Source organism: Cupriavidus sp. 86D6, assembly GCF_057815095.1.
On record NZ_JBYPSB010000022.1, the window covers coordinates 12,844 to 31,883 of the forward strand.

A 19,040-nucleotide genomic window follows, 5' to 3' on the forward strand; every position below is an offset into this window, starting at 1 on the left:
CGCATGGCCCTGCCGCCGGCGTGTGCTTGTGCGCGCGGCCGGCGGCGGTTGCCTGGCGAAATGCCCGCGTCGATCCGGCGTAACGATCTATGGGGCCGTCAACGCGGGCGACGGGGTCAGGCGGTCATCTTCAGGCACATTTCCATACAGGCGGCACACGCCTTGGCACATTCCTGGCAGTGCCAATGGTCATGGCGCTCGCATTCCTCGGCGCACCACTTGCACACTTCGGCGCAGTCTTCGCACACCAGTGGCGCGAATTCGCTGTTGCGCAGCATGTATGACGCAGCCAGGTTGGCAATGCCTGCGCAATCCATGTCCAGGGCGATGCAGCGGGTCATTTTCTTCGTGTCGGGCTCTTCCAGGCACGCGGCGGCGCATTTCAGGCAAGCCGCCGCGGCGGCATTGCACGCGGCGATGCAGTCGGCGTAACGGTTGAAGTTTTCCTTCACGTTGGGTCGAATCATCGGTGTCCTCCTAAGGGGGTAAGGGGTAGGCAACCGTTATCCACAATAGCAGGCGTACCGCGACCATGCCGGCACGCCGGGCCGGCACGCCCCGTTGATGGCCCTGGCGCCGGACTGTTCTACAATGGCCGCCACTGCATTGTTTCTGTGGCGTTCATGGTCGGCCATGCAAATGGCGGATGACCGACGAAGCGCGCAGAAGGCAGTGATTGACACAATCCGCCAGTGGAAAGGACAGCATCATGGGTGACGCAAAACGGCGGGGTACGCCCGAGGAACGGGCACAACAGGCACGGGCACGCATTGACGCGCTGCGGCCTGCACAGCTGGTCTGCGGATCTTGCAAGACCGCATTCACGAATTTCGATGCCATTCCCGCGCCGGGCCTGCACGGTATCGACGCCGTGTTCGGCGGACAGTGCCCGAACTGCGGCAACGACGTGGTGGTGTTCAAGGGTGAGTCGAAGGCGGTTGCCGAAGCCATGCTGGCCTACGAACGGATGATGGGCGAAAACGCCAAGCTCGGTTACCAGTCGGCGGACGGCCGCCACGTGCCGTTCGACGCCGACGCACCGCTGGCATCGGACGCTTCCGACGAGTCGACCAAACATTGAGGACGCGCCAACCCGGCCACAGTGGCGGCTTTCAGCGCCGAAAGTCGTCAGTGGGCCGCGTCGGCCGCCGCCAGCCGCTCACGCTTGCATTGCCAGCAGCGCCTCGGGGCCGATTTCATAGCGGCCCCGGCCGGCCGCCTTGGCGCGATACAGCAGCACATCGGCCATGCGCATCAGTGCATCCTCGCTAAGCGGCTCGCCCCGGTACAAGGCCACGCCGATGCTGACATCCACGTCGGTCACCACCCCATCGAAATAGAACTGCCGGCCCACCGATTCCAGGATGGCCTCGGCCACGCGCCGCGCCGCCAGTGGGGATTCGATGTCCGCCAGGATTACCGCGAATTCGTCGCCGCCCAGCCGGGCCACGGGGTCCTGGTGGCGCACGCAGCGGCGCAGCCGCAGTGCAAAGGATTGCAACAGCAGGTCGCCAGTGGCGTGGCCGTGGATGTCGTTGACGGCCTTGAAGCGGTCCATGTCCAGGTAGAGCAGCGCCATCAGGCGATCCTCGTTCCGGGAAAGGGCCATGGCATCGCGCAGATGCGCCTCGAACGCGCTGCGATTCTGCAGCTGGGTCAGGTGATCGGTACGCGACAGATGCGATAGCCGCTGGGTCTCCAGCTTGCGCTGCGTGATGTCCAGCACGTGGATATGCACCCCCACCACCTGCCTGCCGTCCTCGCTCCATTCGGGCCGATAGGTGGTTTCCATCCAGTGGTGGCGCGGAAACTCGTACTCGCCCTCGAAACTGACCACGCTGCCCGCCAGCGCCTGCTGCAGGTACGGGCGGGCGCGCAGATAGCGTTCCTCGCCCAGCAGTTCGCGCACGGTCATGCCGCGGATCTGCTCGACGGACAGGCCGAACGCCCGTTCATAGGCCGCGTTGTTGAAAACGTAGTGCTCGTCGTTGTCGATGAACGCCAGTAGCGCGGGCAGGGTATCGGTCACGGCGCGCAACCGGCGTTCGCTGCGCGCCAGCTGCTGCCCGCGCTGCCGCACGTCCTGCATCAGGCGGATAAAGGCACGCGTGACGTCGCCGATTTCGTCGCGCTGGGGCCGCTTCGGCAGGCGCTCGAAGGCGTCCAAGTCGCTGGCGCTGTCGCGCACCACCTGGTGCAGCCGCGACAGCGGCGCCAGCTGCCGGCGCACCGCCAGCCAGATCAGCAGGGCCACCACGGCCAGCACGATGCCCGACATCATCACGAAGCGCCGCTGCAACTGCCGCAGCGGTGCGTAGGCCTCGTGCGCGGGCAGCACGGCCACCAGCTCCCAGCCGGTGGTGGCCATTAGCCGCCGGGCGATCACTGGCCGCGTGGGGGTCAGGAATTCCAGCGGCGCGGCAGTGTCGTCGACACCGCAGGTATTGCCGGCGGCGCTGGCGGGCTGGTGGGCCTGCGCGGGGTCGGGATGTTGGATGTACACCGGCGCCGCGCCGGCCGACACCAGGCAGTAGAAGCCGGTGATCCCCAGCCGGCTGTGGCCGATCTCGACCAGAAAATTCGGATGCCCGAGGTTGAGCCAGCCGGCCACCAGGCCCAGGAACGCGCCCGACGGCGACAGGATCGGCACCGCCAGCAGCGCGCCCATCGAGCCGTCGATACGCGCCCGCAACGGGGCGGCCACGACCACGTTCCGGGTACGCGCGGCTTCGCGGAAGTAGGTGCGGTCGCTGATGTCGGCCGGGGCGGCCCCGCTCATGCTGAGCAGGGTGCCGCTGGCGTCGGCCACCAGCACGGAATCGAATGCCTCGGGCACCGGCACCGTGCGCGTCACCACATCCTTGACCCGGTTGCGCAGCGCGTCGGGCGACATGCCATGCGCGGCCGCCAGCGGCGCGCTCAACTGCGGCGCCAGGTGGGTCAGCATCACGATGCGATCTTCCATGGCCGTGTCCAGCTGGTCGACCGACAGCTTGACGATCGAGTCCTGCTGGTTCTGCAGCACATCCTCGAGGTCGCGGTGTGCGTAGTAGAGCGAACCGAGCACGATGCCGCTGCCCAGCACGGCTGCAAGCACCGTGGTGATCAGCGCAATGCGCGCCTTGAGCGATGGCAAAAATCGGGGCATGGGTCCAAATACGACGCCGGCACGGCAATGCAGGATGTCAGAGGTCAGGGCGGCTCAGGGGCCACGGCGTCCGAAAGGCCTTTCGTCGCGCCTGGATATCCAGTGCAAGGGTACGACAAGGCAGCCGAACGGTATCACGGCACACCCGTTTGGTTCAGCCCGGGCAATCCGGGGTTTGACAATCGCGTGACAGGGGCCCTGCCCCAGCCTGGCGCCGCCCGCACACATGTGTGTGTGACGCCACTGTGCGGGCGCTTGGGGGCAGGTTATAGTGCGGCGATCCATGTTACGTAATGTATGCCCAGGGTCGGCATGATCCTGTCCCGCCCCATTCATTCATGAAATTGCGCCTGCTGTCTCCTGTCGTGCTCTCGCTGCTGGTTACCGCAGGGGGGGCGCTGCTGACGGCGGGAGCCTGGCGCCTGGCCACGGGCCTGGAGCGCCGGGTGGCCGAACAGGATGTGGGCGCCATGCTGGGCCGCACCGCCGATGCGCTGACCGACCGCTTGCAGGAAAACGAACGCCTGCTGCGCGGGGCCGCCGCCCTGATGGCCGCCAATGGCCACACCACGCGGGCGCAGTGGCGCAACTACCTCTATTCGGCGCAACTTGACGAACTGCCAACGGGCACCCAGTCGATCGGTTACGCACCGCTCGTGCCCCAGGCACAGCTGGCCGGCGTCGTGGCCGGGGCCCATGCCGATGGCGTGAGCGACTTCGAGGTCTATCCGCCGGGCGAGCGGGCGCAGTACGCCCCGATTCTGTTCAACGAGCCGCCCAGCGGCCGCAATGCCAGGGCGCTGGGCTTTGACCTGCTCACCGACCCGGCGCGCCGCGCGGCGCTGGAAGCGGCGCGCGACAGCGGCCAGCCCAGGCTGACCGAAGGCTTGGCCCTGATCCGCGAGGTGGAAGCGCAGGCGCCGCAGCGCGGTGCGTTGCTCTATGCGCCGGTGTTCCCGGCGGGGGTACCGTCAGCCACCGCCGCCGAACGGCGCGATGCGCTGTCCGGCGTCGTGTACGTCTCGCTGCGGCTGGGCGACCTGATGCGCGGCGTGAGCGGCGGCGTGTCGGGCGATCTGGTGCTGACGCTGTTCGAAGGACCTTCGGCCGCCGCCGGCGCCTTGCTGTCAGGCGGTGTGCCCGAGGCCGAGCGTCGCGACGACCACCGAAAGCCGATGATCGAGGCCGACCGGCAGATCGAATTCGGCGGCCGCACCTGGACGCTGCGCGCCGCCACGCGGCCCGGCTTCGAAGCCGCGCACGCCGGCCGCTATGGCATGCGCGTGCTGGCGCTGGGCGCGCTGGCCACCTGGCTGATGGCATGGCTGGCGTTCCGGCTGGCACGGGAACGGCGCGATGCCCGCCGGCAGGCCTCGCTGGCCGGACAGGCGGGCAGCGCGGTGGCTGCGGGCCTGCGCGAAAGCCTGGCCCGTGCCGAACAGAGCGCGGCCACCGCCAGTCTGCGCTACGCGCGGCTGATGGATCACGCGCCGTTCTGCGTCATCACGTTCGATGCCTACGGCATGATCACGGGCATCAACCGGGCCGGACAGCGCATGCTCTGGTACGCCGAGGCCGAACTCGTTGGCCGCATGCCCTACGCCAACCTGCACGATGCCGACGAGGTGGCCGCGCACGCGCGCGAACTGTCGGACGAGGTCGGCGAAACGGTCGAGCCGGGGCTGCCGGCGCTGGTGGCCAAGGCCCGGCTGGGCGTGACCGATGGCCGCGACTGGACGTACCTGCGCAAGGGCGGATCGCGGTTGCCCGTGCATCTGACGGTGACGGTGCTGGCCGACGGCAGCACCGAAGGCGGCTTCCTGGTGATCGCCCACGACCTGACCGAACGCCGGCGGGTGGACGAATACATCCGGCATCTGGCCCAGCACGATGCGCTGACCGGCCTGCCCAATCGCACCGAGCTGAACGCACGTACCGAAACGGTGCTGGCCGACGCGCGCCGCCACGGTCATCGCGTGGCGCTGCTGCTGCTGGACCTGGACCACTTCAAGCACATCAACGAAACGCTGGGCCATCCGGTGGGCGACGACGTGCTGCGCACCATCGCCGACCGCATCCGCGGCGCAGTGCGGCCGCGCGACGTGGTGGCCCGCATGGGTGGGGACGAGTTCGCCGTGGTGCTGGGCGGCCTGCGTCACGACAGCGAAGCCGAACTGGCGGCGGCCAAGATCCTGGCGCGGGTGTCGGAAGACCTGCAGATCGCGGGCCAGTCGCTGCGTGTGACGCCGTCGCTGGGCATGGCCGTCTATCCCGACGACGGCGACACGCTGACCAACCTGATGAAGTCGGCCGATTCGGCGATGTACGCCGCCAAGCAGGATGGCCGCGCGCAATTGCGTCGATTTGCCACGGAGATGGCGCAGGCATCGCTGGCCCGCTTCACGATCGAGGCGCTGCTGCGCCGTGCGCTGGCCGAGCAGGAGTTCCGGCTGCGCTACCAGCCGATCGTCGATGTCGCCACGTTAGCCGTGGTGGGCGTGGAAGCCCTGATCGCCTGGGAAACGCCGGAGCGCGGACCGATGCGCCCCGCCGAGTTCATCCCCGTTGCCGAGCAGTGCGGCCTGATCGGCGCGCTGGGCGCGTGGACGCTGGCCACGGCCTGCCGCGAGATCCAGTCGCTGCGGCAAGAGCTGGGGCTCGACATCGACGTGGCCGTCAACATCTCGCCGCTGCAACTGCGGCAGGCGAATTTTCCGGAAACCGTGGTGCAGTGCCTGCAAGCCGCCGACCTGCCGGCGGCCAGCCTGACGATCGAGGTCACCGAAGGCATCCTGGTGGACGGTGGCGAAAAGACGATCGAGACGTTCCGCCGTGTGCGGCAGCTTGGCGTCGGTGTGTCGATCGACGACTTTGGCACCGGCTATTCAGGCTTGGGCTACCTGACGCGCCTGCCGATCAGCAAGCTGAAGATCGACAAGTCCTTTGTCGATGACCTGGCCATGCCGGGGCACGACCGCGCCGTGGCGGCCGCCATCATCGCGCTAGGCCATCAGTTGCACCTGCAGGTGGTGGCGGAGGGTGTCGAGTCGAAGGCGCAGTTCGAATTCCTGCGCGGCGAAGGCTGCGATGCGGTGCAGGGCTTCCTGTTCTGCCAGCCCGTGGGGCTCGATGCGCTGCGCCAGATCCTGCTGGGCGGAAAAGGGTTTGCCGACGCGGCGTGAGCGGCGCGTCATACAAAAACGCACGCAGAAACGGGTACGCTTCGACAAAAAAGAAACCCGGCTCGCGCATGGCGCGCAACGCCGGGTTGTCGGTGAGAGCGGGGGCGCTCAGGTATTCGTGGTGACCACGGCCGGTTCTCCGACCCCCGTGGGATTGTGCAGGCGCCGGTACAGGTCGTCGATGCGCGACCGGCTGCTCGCGAGTTCTTCGCGGCCCTGCTCGGTCAGCAGGTAGACGCGCCCGATGCCATCGCGCAGGACGCTTTCGAGATAGCCTTCCATCTGCAGCGCGCGCAGCAAAGGTCGTACCGTGCCGATGTCCACCTGGAATCCGTATTCCATGAGCATTTCTGCAAGCATGGCCACGGTGGCGGGCACCTCCATGGCGAATTGCATGACGTAGACGCGGGCTAGCAAGCCGAGGAACTGTCGTTTCATGTGGCAGGCAACGCAAAAGCCGGGGTGGCGGTTGACGCGGGAATGCAACGTGAGCGAAGCGCCCCATCCCCTTGCACGCTCCGTAGTCGTTACGATACGTGATTCTCAACGCCAGAAAAAAAGAAGCCGCCAGGGTTGCCTGGCGGCTTGTCGGGAATGCGTCGGAGGGGTCAATTAACTCTGGCGCAGGGCAGATTTTAATGGAACTGAATACGCGATGTCACGCCCTGTGGTAGTGACCCCTACCACCGGGGGGTGATTCCGTAAGGCTTTCGAAAGCGATATTGCGGCGAAGGCGCAACAAACGCCGCTGTTGCCCCATTTTTGGGCGTGAATCGGCCAGTATTTCGCCCCTTCGACCGTGCGCGCGCTAAGGGGCGCATGTCCGCTTCCAGCCAGCCATGCGCGTGGATTTGCGATGAAATGGCCCCCATGGATTTGCGCCCGAATCGCATGAAAGCGCTGTAAAGTGCAGCATTTGTCGCATTATTGCAACGGTTTGCTGTCTTTGAACCCAATCATTGCCTGAATCGAACTGATGAAGCCTGCCGATCTGTTTCGCCTCCTGCTGCTCTCCGCCATCTGGGGCGCCAGCTTCCTGTTCATCCGCATTGCCGCGCCGGTCCTGGGGCCGCTGCCGACGGCGTTCTTCCGGGTGCTGATTGGCGCCATCACGCTGGCGGCCTGTCTGCCCATGCTGGGCCTGAAATGGAACATGCAAGGCAAGTGGCCAGCGGTGGTCATGCTGGGCGTCATCAATTCGGGCATTCCTTTCGTGATGTATTCGGTGGCCGCGTTATGGCTGCCGGCTGGCTATTCGGCCATTTTCAACGCCATGACACCGCTGATGGGGGTGGTGATCGGCGCGCTGTTCTTTGCCGAGAAACTGACGCGCGCCAAGGCGGCGGGCGTGCTGCTGGGCCTGGCCGGCGTGGCGGTGCTGACGCGCACGGGTCCGGTGGTCTTCTCGCACGACGTGTTGCTGGGCGCGCTGGCGTGCCTGGTGGCGACGTCGTGTTACGGGCTGGCCGGATTTCTGACGCGTCGTTGGATCACTGCGCGCGGTGGGCTGGACAGTCGGCTTGTTGCAGGCGGCAGCCTGGTCGGTGCCACGCTGTTCCTGCTGCCTTTCAGCGCGGCGGCGTTGATCCGCGATAACACGCTGCCTGCGGCCGGCCTGGGTGTGTGGGCCGGCATGCTTGGACTGGGCATGTTCTGCACCGCCATTGCCTACGTGCTGTATTTCAGGCTGATCGCCGATCTTGGGCCGGTACGGTCGCTGACCGTCACGTTCCTGATTCCGCCGTTCGGCATCGTGTGGGGCTGGATGTTCCTGGGCGAGACGCTGTCGTGGGCGCACGCGGCCGGCATGCTGCTGATCGGCGGGGCGGTCTGGCTGGTGCTGCGCCCCGCGACGCCGGCGCCTGCGCCGGCCGTGGCGCGGTCATGATGCCACGCGTACCGAGAGCCGGCGCTCAGCGGCGGTAATAGCCGCGATCATCGCCGCGATAGTGGTCCGGGCCCCGGCCATGGTCGTGCCAGGCGTGATACTCGCGGCGGTCGTACCAGCGGCGGCCGTCCCAGTAGCGGTCGTTATGCCAGCCGATCACCATGGCGGGCGCCGGTGCAACGACGACTGGCGGTGCCGGGCGATAGACCACCGGCGGCGGGGGCGGCGGCGCCACATAGACGGGCTGGGGCTGCACATAGACCGGGGCTGGCGCCACGACGACCGGTGCCGGCGCAACGGGCACGCCGACATTCACATCGACATCGACGCGCGCCATGGCGGCAGTGGAAGTGGCCAGCGCGGCGGCGCCGGAAACGAGGAGGGAGAGATACAGGGGGCGCTTGTTCATCGTGATCACCAGTGGGTAAGGTGCTATGGCTCCACTCTACCCATCTGGCGTATTACCGATTGCACGCCTTTGTAACGGCACTTCGTGTTTGTGTAAGAAACGTCGGCGTTACTTCCTGAGGATGCCGGTGGCCGTCTCGACATCCGACCGCTGGCAGGCCGGGCACAGGCCATAGAGCACGAGCATGTGTTCGCGCAGCACAAAGTCGTTCTGCGCGGCTACCTGCTGTTGGCGCGCCTCGATGCCTTCGTCGCTGAATTCCTCCACCACGCCGCAGGCGATACAGATCAGGTGGTCGTGATGGCCGCCCTCGTTGAGTTCGAACACGGCATGGTCGGACTCGAAGCTGTGACGCAGCAGGATATTGGCTTGCACCAGCTGGTTGAGCACGCGGTAGACGGTGGACAGCCCCGCATCGACATCGAGGTCGAGCAGGATCCGGTAGACGTCTTCCGCGCTCAGGTGGCGGCGGTCGCTGTTGCGGAACGCTTCCAGCACGTGCATGCGCGGCGACGTGGCTTTCAGGCCCGCGCGCTTGAGAGGTACGGCTTCGGAGTTCACTGTGGAAATAGTCATGCGGCGGCTCGCGCCCCACTGGGACGCACGGTTAATACTCCAGGCGGTGGATCCACGGCGGAAAGCTGGGGCCGGCGCCCTTGGCCGGCCAACCTTCCGCCAGATCGTGGCGGAAGCAGGCGGGAAGCGTCGGATCGAACACGTTGCATCGCTCCGGACGGCGCGCTGTGCCTGCGTGGCGCGCGGAATAAAAAGGTGGCCTGGCTTGCTGCAGGATGACGCGATCGGGAAAACGGGGTCTGGATGTTTTCCCGATCTTCCTGGAGCTGGCTACTACCAAACGCTCCGTGTGTCGGAGCGGTCCCCACAAAAGACGGTATCGGGCGCCGTATCGATCCATCGCTACCACGCCCAGCAATCTGTTCCTGTCCGCCCCGGCGGTGCCGTGCGTTAGACAGTGGTTGGATAGTAAATGGGAATCGATCTCATTTCAAGGAATATTTTTGTCCATGAAGGTGAGTGGGGTTTGGGTGCCTGGGTCGGCTGGAATCACCCGCCGGGCGGCTGTACGGCCCTGAACGGCTGCCCGGGAATCTGCGGAATCTCCTGCGGGCTGGGCTGGGGCTCCGCCTGCGGTTGTAGCTGGGGTTGGACGTTTTGTTGCGGAGTCTGGGAAGGCTGCCGCGCCGGTGCGTTGGCAGACTGCGGCGGAGGCGACTGGACCGGGGCGGGCATCGGTGTCGCTAACGGGGCAGCCGCGCCAGACGGGGGCGACGCGGGGACATTCCCCGGGCGGCCCGCCGAGGCCGTGCCCGGCAGCGGCAGCGCGATTTCCTGCCGCACGCCATTGCGGTCGATGACGATATTGCGCCCATGGATCTCGGTCAGGCGGATCTCAGAGGACAGCGACGCCCCGGCGCGGACTGCCTTGGGCGGGCCGCCATCGAGCGAAATGATGGCGGCAGATCGGCCAGGGCCATCGAGATCGGCCACGACGCCAATCAGCTGGATGTCTCGCACGCCCGGCTGCGCGCTGCCGCCAAACAGCGTGGCGATGGCGCCGGTCTCCACGGCGTCGGTGCGGGCGATGCGCGCGGACTTGGGTACGGGAATGGTTCGCATCGCGCTGAACGTCAGCACCCAATGGGTGACCAGTGCGCAAAGTGCAACAAATAGCACCACCGAGGCGGCGCGCGGCAGCCATTGGGTGGCGGGATCACCGCTGAATCGACGCCGGATCGAAGAGGGCACGCGCGTACGCCAGAGGCGGCTTCCGTGAAGTTGACGAAGCGTAGCAGTCTCCCGCGGCGTCCAACGTGCCAGCGCGCACATACAAGGCCTGCGGGCACCGGGGCACCACAGACCTCACAGACCTTACAGACCTATCAGGCATCGGGTAATTCGACATGAAGACACGACCTCCATCCGACGCCGTCCGGCATCAAGTCGATGCACTGGACTGGCCGGCCATCCGCCATGACCTGGACGCCTACGGCTGTGCCGTGATTCGGGAACTGGTACCGCCGGCAAGGTGCGACGAACTGGCCGCGCTGTATCGGGACGATGCGCTGTTCCGCTCGCGTATCGACATGCGCCGGCATGGCTTCGGCAGCGGCGAGTACAAATATTTCTCCTATCCGCTGCCGGACGTCGTGGGCGCCTTTCGCGCCGCGCTGTATCCACATCTGGCAATCATCGCGAACCGGTGGAACGCGGCCATGGGCATCGACGTCGATTATCCCGCCGGGCACGGCGATTACCTGGCCCGATGCCACCGTGCCGGCCAGCGGCGCCCCACGCCGCTGCTGCTGCGCTACGAGGCCGGCGATTACAACTGTCTGCATCAGGACCTGTATGGCGACAACGTGTTTCCGTTGCAAGTGGCCATTTTGCTATCGGAGCCGGGCAGGGATTTCACTGGCGGCGAATTCGTGATGACCGAGCAGCGCCCGCGCATGCAGTCCCGCGCCGAGGTGGTGGCGCTGGGCAAGGGCGACGCCGTGGTGTTTGCCGTGCACCAGCGGCCGGTGCAAGGCACGCGGGGGACGTACCGGGTCACGCTGCGTCACGGCGTCAGCCGGCTGCGTAGCGGTCATCGGCAGACACTGGGAATCATTTTCCACGACGCCAACTGATATCAGCGCGGCGGGTCAGAGCAGGTCGATGGCGGCCAGCACCGATGACGCGAGGGCGAAGATCAGCCCTGCCAGCCCCATTCGCTCGTACACGATGCCGAACTTCTCGCGGCGCTTGGCGCCCGGGAACGACGCGCTGAGGCCGCTTTCCTCGATCAGCGACAACGCGACGGGCACGTGGCGGAACGCCTTGGCCTTGAACCGCTTGTAGTACTGCAGGACGAAATCGAGGTCGCTGTAGATGCGCCACTTTTCATCGTAGCGCAGGTCGCAGACGCGGAACGCCATGGCCTGGTGGCAGGCGTGGATCACGCCCGCCTTCAGCCGGTGCAGCGGCGCCGCCGGCTCCAGGCCGCGCGGGCTGATGTTGTCGCCGTAGATCAGCCAGGCGCCCCGGTGCTGGTGGGCGGCCTTCACGATGATGGACAGCGCGTCGGGCCTGGCAAAGCAGTCGCCGGAGTTCATGAACAGCACCCACTCGCCGGTGGCGCGCGAGAGGCCCTTGTTCATGGCCGCGTAGACGCCGTTGTCGGGTTCGCTGACGAATATGTCGATCTCGGCGGCGCGCGACTGCGCCAGTTCCACCGAGCCATCGGTGGAGCCGCCGTCGATGACGAGGTACTGGACCTGGAACGTGTCGGCGTGCTGCATGGCCACACTGTCCATCGTCCGGCCCAGCCCGGCGCGGTTGTTGTAGTTGACGGTGACGACCGAAATCTGGGTCATGGAGTGGCTCCCCGCCTCGGGCGGAGGCGATTGCGCGGGTTGGCGTACGTTTAGACGCTGGCGCCCCTTCCGCGCGGCTGCAACGCGGAAAATCCGGTAGCGTGGCGTGTAGATTTTCACGGAAACGCCTACGCCAACGTGGGGTAGCGCACACAGCGTGCGCGACGTGCGGGAACCTGCGCGTGCGGGGGCCTGCGGGTGATCGCTTCGCGCCAGGGCAGCGCCGCGTCAGCCCCTCACCCCCTCACCCCCTCACCCCATCAGCCCGTCACCGTGACGCGCGGATCGCCTTCGGCCATGGCGCCGATCACCGCGGCGTGCCCGAATCCTTCCTTGCGGAAGATGCCCAGCACCGCGTCGACGGCATCGGGCGCGCAAGAGACCAGCAATCCCCCGCTGGTCTGCGGGTCGGTCAGCAGCGCCTGCTGGACGTGCGACACGCCGGCATCGAGCGTGACGTCGTGGCCGTAGCTGGCCCAGTTGCGCCGCGAAGCCCCCGTGACCGCGCCCCCTTCGGCCAGCGCCGCCACGCCGGGCAGCAGGGGCACGCGGGCCATGTCGATGGTAGCGCCCAGCCCGCTGCCCCGGCAGACTTCCAGCAGGTGGCCGAGCAGGCCAAAGCCGGTCACGTCGGTGATCGCGTGCACCCCGTCGAGTTCGCCCAGCGCCTTGCCGGGCGTGTTGAGCTGCGTGGTGCTGGCGATCATCTGCCGATAGCCGTAGTCGTCCAGCGATTCCTTCTTGATGGCGGCCGAATAGACGCCCACCCCCAGCGGCTTGCCCAGCACCAGCACGTCACCGGCCCGCGCGTCGCGATTGCGGCGGACGCGGTCGGGATGCACCAGGCCCATGACTACCAGCCCATAGATCGGCTCGACCGAGTCGATCGAATGGCCGCCGGCAATCGGAATGCCGGCGGCCGCGCAGATCGATTGGCCGCCTTCCAGAACCTTGCCGATGGTCCCGGGCGACAGCTTGTCGACGGGCATGCCCACCAGCGCCAGCGCCATGATCGGCGTGCCGCCCATCGCGTAGACATCGGAAATGGCATTGGTGGCCGCAATGCGCCCGAAATCGTAGGGGTCGTCCACCACGGGCATGAAGAAGTCCGTGGTGGCCACCAGCGCCTGCGTATCGTTGAGCCGGTACACCGCCGCGTCGTCGCTGGTCTCGATGCCCACCAGCAGCCCCGGCGGCGCCGGAAATTGCCGCGTGTTGCGCAGGATGTCGCCGAGCACGCCCGGCGCGATCTTGCAGCCGCAGCCGCCGCCATGCGCCAGCGATGTCAGGCGGACTTCACCACCCCTGTGTTCGATCGATGCGGTCATCAGGCCACCCTCCGCGACGCGATGCGATAGCCGAATGCCGCCGGGTCCAGGCTGTCCAGCGTACCGGCCACGGTCTTCGCCTGCGGATACATCAGGAAGGGCACCGGCGCCAGGCCGCTGCCGGGCAGACGCACGTCATGGCCGTGGTTGTAGGCTACCCAGTTGCCTTCCCAGGCGCCGAACAGCAGCGCGCGGGCGGCCAGGACCTTGCTGTCCGTCATCGGCAGGCCGCCCGGCACCTCTTCGAGCGCCACCTTGCGGACATCGCCCGGATCGGCCGGAATCCAGCCATAGCCTGCGGCATAAAACTCGGCCCGGCAATGCTGGGCCCTGGAGATGTCGCCAGCCTTGCCGAGCGCGCGGAAGCCGCGCGGGGAATCGTCCACGCGGATACCGTACGCATCGCGCGCCGGAATGCCAGCCGCGCGCGCCAGTGCCACGAACAGGCCGTTGATGTCCGCGCACTTGCCATGCATGATGCCGCCGGTCTTGAGCATCGTCACCACGTCGCCGGTGCCGCAGCCGCGTACGCTGGCGTCGCGGCAGGTATGGTCCACCACCCACTGGTAGATGGCATGCGCGCGGCTCATGTCGTCGGTCAGGCCAGCGGTGATGGCCAGCGCGGTGTCGCGCACGATGCCGTCGGTGGGCATCAGTTGCGTGGGCCGGCGATACTCGGCCAGCGTGGCAGCGGAATCCGCCGCTTGCGCCGACCGCGCCGGATTGCGCGACGGTACCGCGCCAAGATCGACATCGCGGCCGCGCAGCGCCACGGTGCTGGTGAGCCGGGCCGACAGTGGTGCGCCGTGCGTGGCGGTGGGCCAGTCGATGACCAACATGTCCACGCCGTAGCGCCCGGTGCGCGCCGCCCGGGCCCGCGCGCCGGGCGCAATCCATTCGTTCGATACGGTGCGCTGATAGTCGCCAAGGTGCGGGGCGGCGACGGGCAGCCACACCGTGGCCGGCGCCGCGGCGGCCGGCAGGTGCACTTCGGTGGTCAGTTCGTAGACGCGCCAGCCGGCGGAGGCCGGATACGGGTCGGCGGGAGAGGAGGGGGCGCAGAAAGCCGGGCCGACGCCCGCGCCAATGGAAACCGGTACTGCGGCACCCAGCCGCAGGAATGCGCGTCTGTCCATGATGATTCCTCTGGATGAGAAGTTCGAGACTCGAAACATGCCCAACCGCTGCTTATGCATGGTAGGTCATGCGCGTGGCAACAGGGAAATCGGCGGCAAACCGAAGAGGAATGGCGGAAAGCAGCAGGAGTCGAACCTACCTGGGAACGGCTGGCGCCCCCAACCGGGTTTGAAGCCCGGCCGCATCACCGGATACGGATGCCTTCCCTTGCGGATCTATGACGGCGCTGGCCGGGCAGGCGTGGCCAGCGGGCGCCATTCACTATCGGGGCGCAGCATGCGCGCATTGCCCACGCGGCGAGTGTATCCCGCGCGATCAAAGAACTCCAGAACCTGGATCGTGCGCTTGCGGCCCAGCCCCACGGCATCGCGAAACGCAATCACCTCCACGTGGCCCTGCGCCGCGGCCATCGTGCCGAACAGCCGGGCCATGGTTTCGATGGCCGCTTCGGCATAGAACAGGTCGCGCACCACCTGATGCAGCGTGCCCTGGCGCGCCAGCTTGCGCAGCACCTGGCGCACCTGTTCCTCGGGCGCGCCCAGCGCCACCGCATGCTCGCGCACCCAGGGCGGGTCGAAGCCCCCCGCCGCCACGCGCGGCAGCAACTGCGCGGCCAGCGCCTGTTCGGCATCGGTGAAGGTGATGGCGTGGCCCGGCAGGCGCAGCCATCCGCCATGCCGTTCCACGGCATGCTGCTGCAGCAGCGTGTCGAGCAGGGCGGACCACAGCGCGTCGGGAATCGGCGCGCCCGCAAATGCCACCCGGCGCAGCGAACCGGCGCCCAGACCGGGCTCGTCGGGCATGCGCGCATGGAAGGCCGTCACCGTGTCCAGCACGCCGCTGCGCAGCGTATCGAGATAGCGCGACAGGATCAGCGTCTCGCCGATACGCAGCACGGCGGGCGGCATCGTCATGGCGCTGGCCGGCAGGCCTGTCAGGCGTACCAGCCGGGCCTCGGCCACGCCGTGCGGCGCATGGTCCAGCAACGGCAGGATGCCGGCGCCGCCGAGCATTTGCTCCACTGCCAGCAGCCAGGCAAGACGCCCGGGCGCACGACGATGCCGCTCGGGTGCGACGTTGTCGAGCACCACGCCGCCGCCCACGGTCTGCGTGGCCTGCGGATTGCGCAGGATGAAGTGGTCGCCGGCCACCGCGCAGACCGGCGCGGCGAATACAAGCTGGGCCAGCGCCGTGCCGCCTGGCTCCAGGGCTTCGCAGTCGAGCAGCACGGCATTGGCCATGCGATGCGCGGCGCCAAGATGGACGTGCAGCGGCGACCAGTGACCGATCCGCGAACCGGCGCCCGGATGCAGCGTGAGCCGGACGTCGATGCGCGTCACCGGCGCCATCAGGGCCGGATCGACGATCCAGTCGCCGCGATGGATGTCTGCCTTGTCGATGCCGGCCAGGTTCAGCGCGCAACGCTGGCCCGCCAGGCCGGCCTCCGCCGGCCGGTGCTGGGCGTGGATGCTGCGCACGCGGGCGGGCAGGCCCGACGGCGCCACCTGCATCACGTCGCCCACCGCCACCCGGCCGCCGAACACGGTGCCGGTGACGACCGTGCCATGACCGCCCAGCGTGAACACGCGATCCACCGCCAGGCGGAACAGCCCGTCGGCGCCATGGGCCGGCGTATGCTGCGCGGTGTCCTGCAGCCATGTGCGCAGCGCCGCGACGCCGGGATCGGCATCGTCGGTGGCATTGAGCGGGAACACGTCGGCGCCGGCATAGGGGGTGCCGGCCAGCAGCGCCTCGATCTCGCCGCGCACGCTGGCCAGCTGCGTGGCATCGGCCCGGTCGGCCTTGGTCAGTGCCACCACGGCGCGCGGCACGCCCAGTCGCTCGACGATGGCCAGGTGCTCGCGCGTCTGCGGCATGACGCCATCATCGGCGGCCACCACCAGCAGGGCCAGGTCGATGCCGCTGGCCCCGGCGGCCATCGTATGAATCAGGCGTTCGTGGCCGGGCACGTCGATATAGCCGAGCACGTCGCCATCCGGCAGCGGCGTGTAGGCATAGCCAAGCTCGATCGAGATGCCGCGCGCCTTCTCTTCCTTGAGCCGATCGGTATCGACGCCGGTCAGCGCGCGCACCAGCGTGGTCTTGCCGTGATCGATATGTCCGGCCGTGCCGACGATCATGAACGCAGCGCCTCCGCCAGCAGGGGCCACTGCGCCGCGAACGCGGCTTCGTCCCCAGCTTCCAGGCAGCGCAGGTCCAGCCATAGCGCGTCTTCGCTGACGCGGCCGATCACCGGGCGCGGCAGCGCGCGCAGCGCGGCTTCCAGCTGCTGCAGACGCCGGCCGGTACGCTTGCCGGCGTCGCGCGGGCAACTGACCAGCCCGAAGCTGGCCAGTTGCCCGCCGGGCATCGCTCCGCTGCCGATCTGGCTGACCATGGGAACGGCCGCGACCTGCCAGCCATCGCCCAACGGCGCCTGGACCACGGGCCGCAGGCGCTCGGCCATGGCCGCCATCTCGCCGGACGGCCGCGCCAGCAGGCGCAGCGTGGGCAGCGACTGCACCAGCGTGTCCGGATCGCGATACAGCCGCAGCACCGGCTCCAGCGCGGCGAGCGTGAGCTTGCCCACGCGCAGCGCGCGCTTGAGCGGGTTCTTCTTGATCTTCGCGATCAGGTCGGCTCGTCCGACGATCAGGCCGGCCTGGGGGCCGCCCAGCAGCTTGTCGCCGCTAAAGGTGACCAGGTCCGCGCCTGCGGCGATGGTCTCGCGCACCGTGGTCTCGCGCGGCAGGCCCCACTGGGAGAGGTCGGTCAGCGTGCCGCTGCCCAGATCCACCACCACGGGCAGGCCCAGCGGCTGGGCAATGCGCGCCACGTCGGCCACCTCCACGCTGCGCGTGAAGCCCGTGATCTCGTAGTTGCTGCAATGCACCTTCATCAGCAGCGCGGTACGTGCGCCAATGGCGTTGGCGTAGTCGTGCGGATGCGTGCGGTTGGTCGTGCCGATCTCCACCAGCTTGACGCCGGCGCGCTGCATGACATCGGGAATGCGGAAGGCGCCGCCGATTTCCACCAGTTCGCCGCGCGATACCACCACCTCCCGCCGCTGCGCCAGCGTGTTGAGCATCAGCAGCACGGCCGCCGCGTTGTTGTTGACCACCGTGGCGGCCTGCGCGCCGGTCAGTTCGCACAGCAGGTCGGCGACCAGATCGTCGCGGTCGCCACGGCCGCCGGTGTCCAGGTCGAATTCGAGATTGGCCGGCGTGGTCATGGCGCGGACGACCGCCTGCACGGCGCCGTCGGGCAGCAGTGCCCGGCCCAGGTTGGTATGCAGCACGGTGCCCGTCAGGTTGAACACGGCGCGCATGCGCGGCTCGGCGTCGCGTGCCAGTTGCGCGGCCAGGGCCGCGCACAGCGCGTCGTCGCCGATGGCCTGGCGCGCGAGCTGCCCGGCCACGGCCTGGGCGCGCAGCGCGTCGAGCAGGCGGCGCAGGGCGCTGGTGGCCGGTGCCCGGCCGTAGCGGTCCAGCAACGGCTGCAGGCCCGGCAGCCGCAGCACGCGGTCGACCGATGGGATGTCTGCGGGGCGGGCGGGCATCGACACGGTGTCGTTCATCCGCGCGCCTCCGGCATCGCCACGCCGCCGTCACCGTCTTCGTCATCGGCCAGCCATAGCAGCGGGTTGCCGTTGGCGCGGCCGAAGCCCGCTTCGCCCATCATCACGTCGAGCGCCAGAGAGGCCAGGTCGTCGGCCAGCGGCTCGACCATCGGGTCCTTCTCCATGTAGGCGATCTTGCGGTAGTGATGGCATTGCCCGCAGGTCTCGGCCTTGAGCGCGTCGCCCTGGCCTTCGACGGCGTAGTAGCTGATGCCCTCGGTGGTTTCGCAATGGCTGCACTTGACGCGCACCATGTGCCATTCGGTGGCGCACAGGCCGCAGTGCAGATAGCGCAGCCCCTGGTAGCGCCCGCCGATGCGCACGATGCTGGCCACCGGCGGCGTGCCGCAGACCGGGCAGACCGTGTGGACGTCCAGCATCGGCAGGTCCTGCTCGCGCAGTTGGCTGGCCAGCACGGTGCGGTCCAGTTGCAGGGCCGCCATCAGCAGCGGCGCGGTGGCGGTGTCGATGGGGCTGTCGGCCGCATGGCGCAGCCCCAGCAGCCCCTGCACGGCGTTGGCCAGCGCATCGGCCGGCATCGCACGCAGGGTTGCCAGCGGGGCCGCGAGTTCAGGGCAGGTGGTGGCCAGCCGGTCGAACAGCGCGGCGGCCGCATGGGGCGCGCCGGCGTCCTGCGCGGGCAGCAGCGGCATGCAGTGCTCGCCAGCACGGTCGATGGCTGCGGGGGTGAGGGCCGCGAAACCGGGAGACCCGGCGAGCGACTGCGCCACCACATGCTGCGCGTCGGCCACGGCGGCCATCAGCAGCAGGTAGGGGCCGATCGGGTTGCCGGGCGCCAGCTGGCGCAGCCGCTGGGCCCGCGCGGCAAACACCTCCGCGCGATCGGGCAGCCGCACACGCGCGATGGCGATGTGGTCGATCGATTCGATTTCCGCCGGCTCCAGAATGCGCTGCACCATCCGTCGTCATCCTCTGGCAGTCCGGCGTGTCT

Annotated in this window: 16 protein-coding genes and 1 tRNA gene; 4 read left to right on the forward strand and 13 right to left on the reverse strand. The window is 68.1% G+C overall.

What is annotated here, in order from left to right:
• Positions 1 to 116: 116 nt before the first annotated feature.
• Positions 117 to 467 (reverse strand): four-helix bundle copper-binding protein, encoded by a 351-nt coding sequence (locus AC3G88_RS27570; protein WP_092597258.1) that lies wholly within the window; start codon positions 465 to 467, stop codon positions 117 to 119.
• A 242-nt stretch (positions 468 to 709) separates the two neighbouring features.
• On the opposite strand from AC3G88_RS27570, the gene AC3G88_RS27575 reads away from it, so the two are divergent.
• On the forward strand, positions 710 to 1,081 hold the full coding sequence (locus AC3G88_RS27575; RefSeq protein ID WP_092597255.1) for a hypothetical protein: 372 nt from the start codon (positions 710 to 712) through the stop codon (positions 1,079 to 1,081).
• A gap of 78 nt (positions 1,082 to 1,159) precedes the next feature.
• On the opposite strand, the gene AC3G88_RS27580 is transcribed toward AC3G88_RS27575, so the two are convergent.
• Positions 1,160 to 3,148, reverse strand: a complete 1,989-nt coding sequence (locus AC3G88_RS27580) for a sensor domain-containing diguanylate cyclase (RefSeq protein WP_488774194.1) — start codon at positions 3,146 to 3,148, stop codon at positions 1,160 to 1,162.
• A 338-nt stretch (positions 3,149 to 3,486) separates the two neighbouring features.
• Between AC3G88_RS27580 and AC3G88_RS27585 the strand changes: the two genes are divergently transcribed.
• Positions 3,487 to 6,330: a bifunctional diguanylate cyclase/phosphodiesterase gene (locus AC3G88_RS27585; RefSeq protein ID WP_488774195.1), complete on the forward strand. Its 2,844-nt coding sequence runs from the start codon at positions 3,487 to 3,489 to the stop codon at positions 6,328 to 6,330.
• A 108-nt stretch (positions 6,331 to 6,438) separates the two neighbouring features.
• Here AC3G88_RS27585 and AC3G88_RS27590 read toward each other — a convergent pair whose 3' ends face one another.
• On the reverse strand, positions 6,439 to 6,768 hold the full coding sequence (locus AC3G88_RS27590) for a PadR family transcriptional regulator (protein WP_049816016.1): 330 nt from the start codon (positions 6,766 to 6,768) through the stop codon (positions 6,439 to 6,441).
• A 538-nt stretch (positions 6,769 to 7,306) separates the two neighbouring features.
• Between AC3G88_RS27590 and AC3G88_RS27595 the strand changes: the two genes are divergently transcribed.
• Positions 7,307 to 8,218, forward strand: a complete 912-nt coding sequence (locus AC3G88_RS27595; protein ID WP_488774196.1) for a DMT family transporter — start codon at positions 7,307 to 7,309, stop codon at positions 8,216 to 8,218.
• A 25-nt stretch (positions 8,219 to 8,243) separates the two neighbouring features.
• On the opposite strand, the gene AC3G88_RS27600 is transcribed toward AC3G88_RS27595, so the two are convergent.
• The 3 genes from AC3G88_RS27600 to AC3G88_RS27610 form a co-directional block, all read right to left on the reverse strand.
• Positions 8,244 to 8,627 carry a hypothetical protein gene (locus AC3G88_RS27600; protein ID WP_488774197.1) on the reverse strand — a complete coding sequence of 128 codons (384 nt, stop codon included), beginning with the start codon at positions 8,625 to 8,627 and terminating at the stop codon, positions 8,244 to 8,246.
• Between the two features lie 108 nt (positions 8,628 to 8,735).
• Positions 8,736 to 9,203, reverse strand: coding sequence for a ferric iron uptake transcriptional regulator (gene fur, locus AC3G88_RS27605; RefSeq protein ID WP_488774198.1), 468 nt, complete (start codon positions 9,201 to 9,203; stop codon positions 8,736 to 8,738).
• 489 nt (positions 9,204 to 9,692) lie between these two features.
• Positions 9,693 to 10,394, reverse strand: coding sequence for a type II secretion system protein N (locus tag AC3G88_RS27610; RefSeq protein ID WP_488774199.1), 702 nt, complete (start codon positions 10,392 to 10,394; stop codon positions 9,693 to 9,695).
• Positions 10,395 to 10,549: 155 nt separating this feature from the next.
• On the opposite strand from AC3G88_RS27610, the gene AC3G88_RS27615 reads away from it, so the two are divergent.
• On the forward strand, positions 10,550 to 11,278 hold the full coding sequence (locus AC3G88_RS27615) for a 2OG-Fe(II) oxygenase (RefSeq protein ID WP_488774200.1): 729 nt from the start codon (positions 10,550 to 10,552) through the stop codon (positions 11,276 to 11,278).
• Positions 11,279 to 11,293: 15 nt separating this feature from the next.
• On the opposite strand, the gene AC3G88_RS27620 is transcribed toward AC3G88_RS27615, so the two are convergent.
• From AC3G88_RS27620 to fdhE, 7 genes are all read right to left on the reverse strand, one after another.
• Positions 11,294 to 12,004, reverse strand: a complete 711-nt coding sequence (locus tag AC3G88_RS27620) for a glycosyltransferase family 2 protein (protein WP_488774201.1) — start codon at positions 12,002 to 12,004, stop codon at positions 11,294 to 11,296.
• A 260-nt stretch (positions 12,005 to 12,264) separates the two neighbouring features.
• Complete coding sequence (gene selD / locus AC3G88_RS27625) at positions 12,265 to 13,332, reverse strand: selenide, water dikinase SelD (protein ID WP_488894345.1); 1,068 nt, start codon at positions 13,330 to 13,332, stop codon at positions 12,265 to 12,267.
• Positions 13,332 to 14,468 carry a transglutaminase-like domain-containing protein gene (locus AC3G88_RS27630; protein ID WP_488894346.1) on the reverse strand — a complete coding sequence of 379 codons (1,137 nt, stop codon included), beginning with the start codon at positions 14,466 to 14,468 and terminating at the stop codon, positions 13,332 to 13,334. Before AC3G88_RS27630 ends, selD begins: the two co-directional genes overlap by 1 nt.
• Positions 14,469 to 14,579: 111 nt before the next feature.
• Positions 14,580 to 14,675 (reverse strand) — tRNA-Sec (locus AC3G88_RS27635).
• A gap of 9 nt (positions 14,676 to 14,684) precedes the next feature.
• Complete coding sequence (gene selB / locus AC3G88_RS27640) at positions 14,685 to 16,610, reverse strand: selenocysteine-specific translation elongation factor (RefSeq protein WP_488894347.1); 1,926 nt, start codon at positions 16,608 to 16,610, stop codon at positions 14,685 to 14,687.
• Positions 16,607 to 18,046 (reverse strand): L-seryl-tRNA(Sec) selenium transferase, encoded by a 1,440-nt coding sequence (gene selA / locus AC3G88_RS27645; RefSeq protein WP_488774205.1) that lies wholly within the window; start codon positions 18,044 to 18,046, stop codon positions 16,607 to 16,609. The genes selB and selA overlap by 4 nt, the downstream gene beginning before the upstream one ends.
• Positions 18,043 to 19,008 carry a formate dehydrogenase accessory protein FdhE gene (gene fdhE, locus AC3G88_RS27650; protein WP_488774206.1) on the reverse strand — a complete coding sequence of 322 codons (966 nt, stop codon included), beginning with the start codon at positions 19,006 to 19,008 and terminating at the stop codon, positions 18,043 to 18,045. Before fdhE ends, selA begins: the two co-directional genes overlap by 4 nt.
• Positions 19,009 to 19,040 lie beyond the last annotated feature (32 nt).

Excerpts from the sequence above, each read along its gene's own strand:
- AC3G88_RS27580 (WP_488774194.1), bottom strand. The coding sequence starts at position 3,148 with ATGCCCCGATTTTTGCCATCGCTCAAGGCGCGCATTGCGCTGATCACC.
- fur (WP_488774198.1), bottom strand. The coding sequence starts at position 9,203 with ATGACTATTTCCACAGTGAACTCCGAAGCCGTACCTCTCAAGCGCGCG.
- AC3G88_RS27595 (WP_488774196.1), top strand. The coding sequence starts at position 7,307 with ATGAAGCCTGCCGATCTGTTTCGCCTCCTGCTGCTCTCCGCCATCTGG.
- AC3G88_RS27600 (WP_488774197.1), bottom strand. The coding sequence starts at position 8,627 with ATGAACAAGCGCCCCCTGTATCTCTCCCTCCTCGTTTCCGGCGCCGCC.
- AC3G88_RS27575 (WP_092597255.1), top strand. The coding sequence starts at position 710 with ATGGGTGACGCAAAACGGCGGGGTACGCCCGAGGAACGGGCACAACAG.
- fdhE (WP_488774206.1), bottom strand. The coding sequence starts at position 19,008 with ATGGTGCAGCGCATTCTGGAGCCGGCGGAAATCGAATCGATCGACCAC.
- selA (WP_488774205.1), bottom strand. The coding sequence starts at position 18,046 with ATGAACGACACCGTGTCGATGCCCGCCCGCCCCGCAGACATCCCATCG.
- AC3G88_RS27630 (WP_488894346.1), bottom strand. The coding sequence starts at position 14,468 with ATGGACAGACGCGCATTCCTGCGGCTGGGTGCCGCAGTACCGGTTTCC.
- AC3G88_RS27570 (WP_092597258.1), bottom strand. The coding sequence starts at position 467 with ATGATTCGACCCAACGTGAAGGAAAACTTCAACCGTTACGCCGACTGC.
- AC3G88_RS27615 (WP_488774200.1), top strand. The coding sequence starts at position 10,550 with ATGAAGACACGACCTCCATCCGACGCCGTCCGGCATCAAGTCGATGCA.
- AC3G88_RS27585 (WP_488774195.1), top strand. The coding sequence starts at position 3,487 with ATGAAATTGCGCCTGCTGTCTCCTGTCGTGCTCTCGCTGCTGGTTACC.
- selB (WP_488894347.1), bottom strand. The coding sequence starts at position 16,610 with ATGATCGTCGGCACGGCCGGACATATCGATCACGGCAAGACCACGCTG.
- selD (WP_488894345.1), bottom strand. The coding sequence starts at position 13,332 with ATGACCGCATCGATCGAACACAGGGGTGGTGAAGTCCGCCTGACATCG.
- AC3G88_RS27620 (WP_488774201.1), bottom strand. The coding sequence starts at position 12,004 with ATGACCCAGATTTCGGTCGTCACCGTCAACTACAACAACCGCGCCGGG.
- AC3G88_RS27590 (WP_049816016.1), bottom strand. The coding sequence starts at position 6,768 with ATGAAACGACAGTTCCTCGGCTTGCTAGCCCGCGTCTACGTCATGCAA.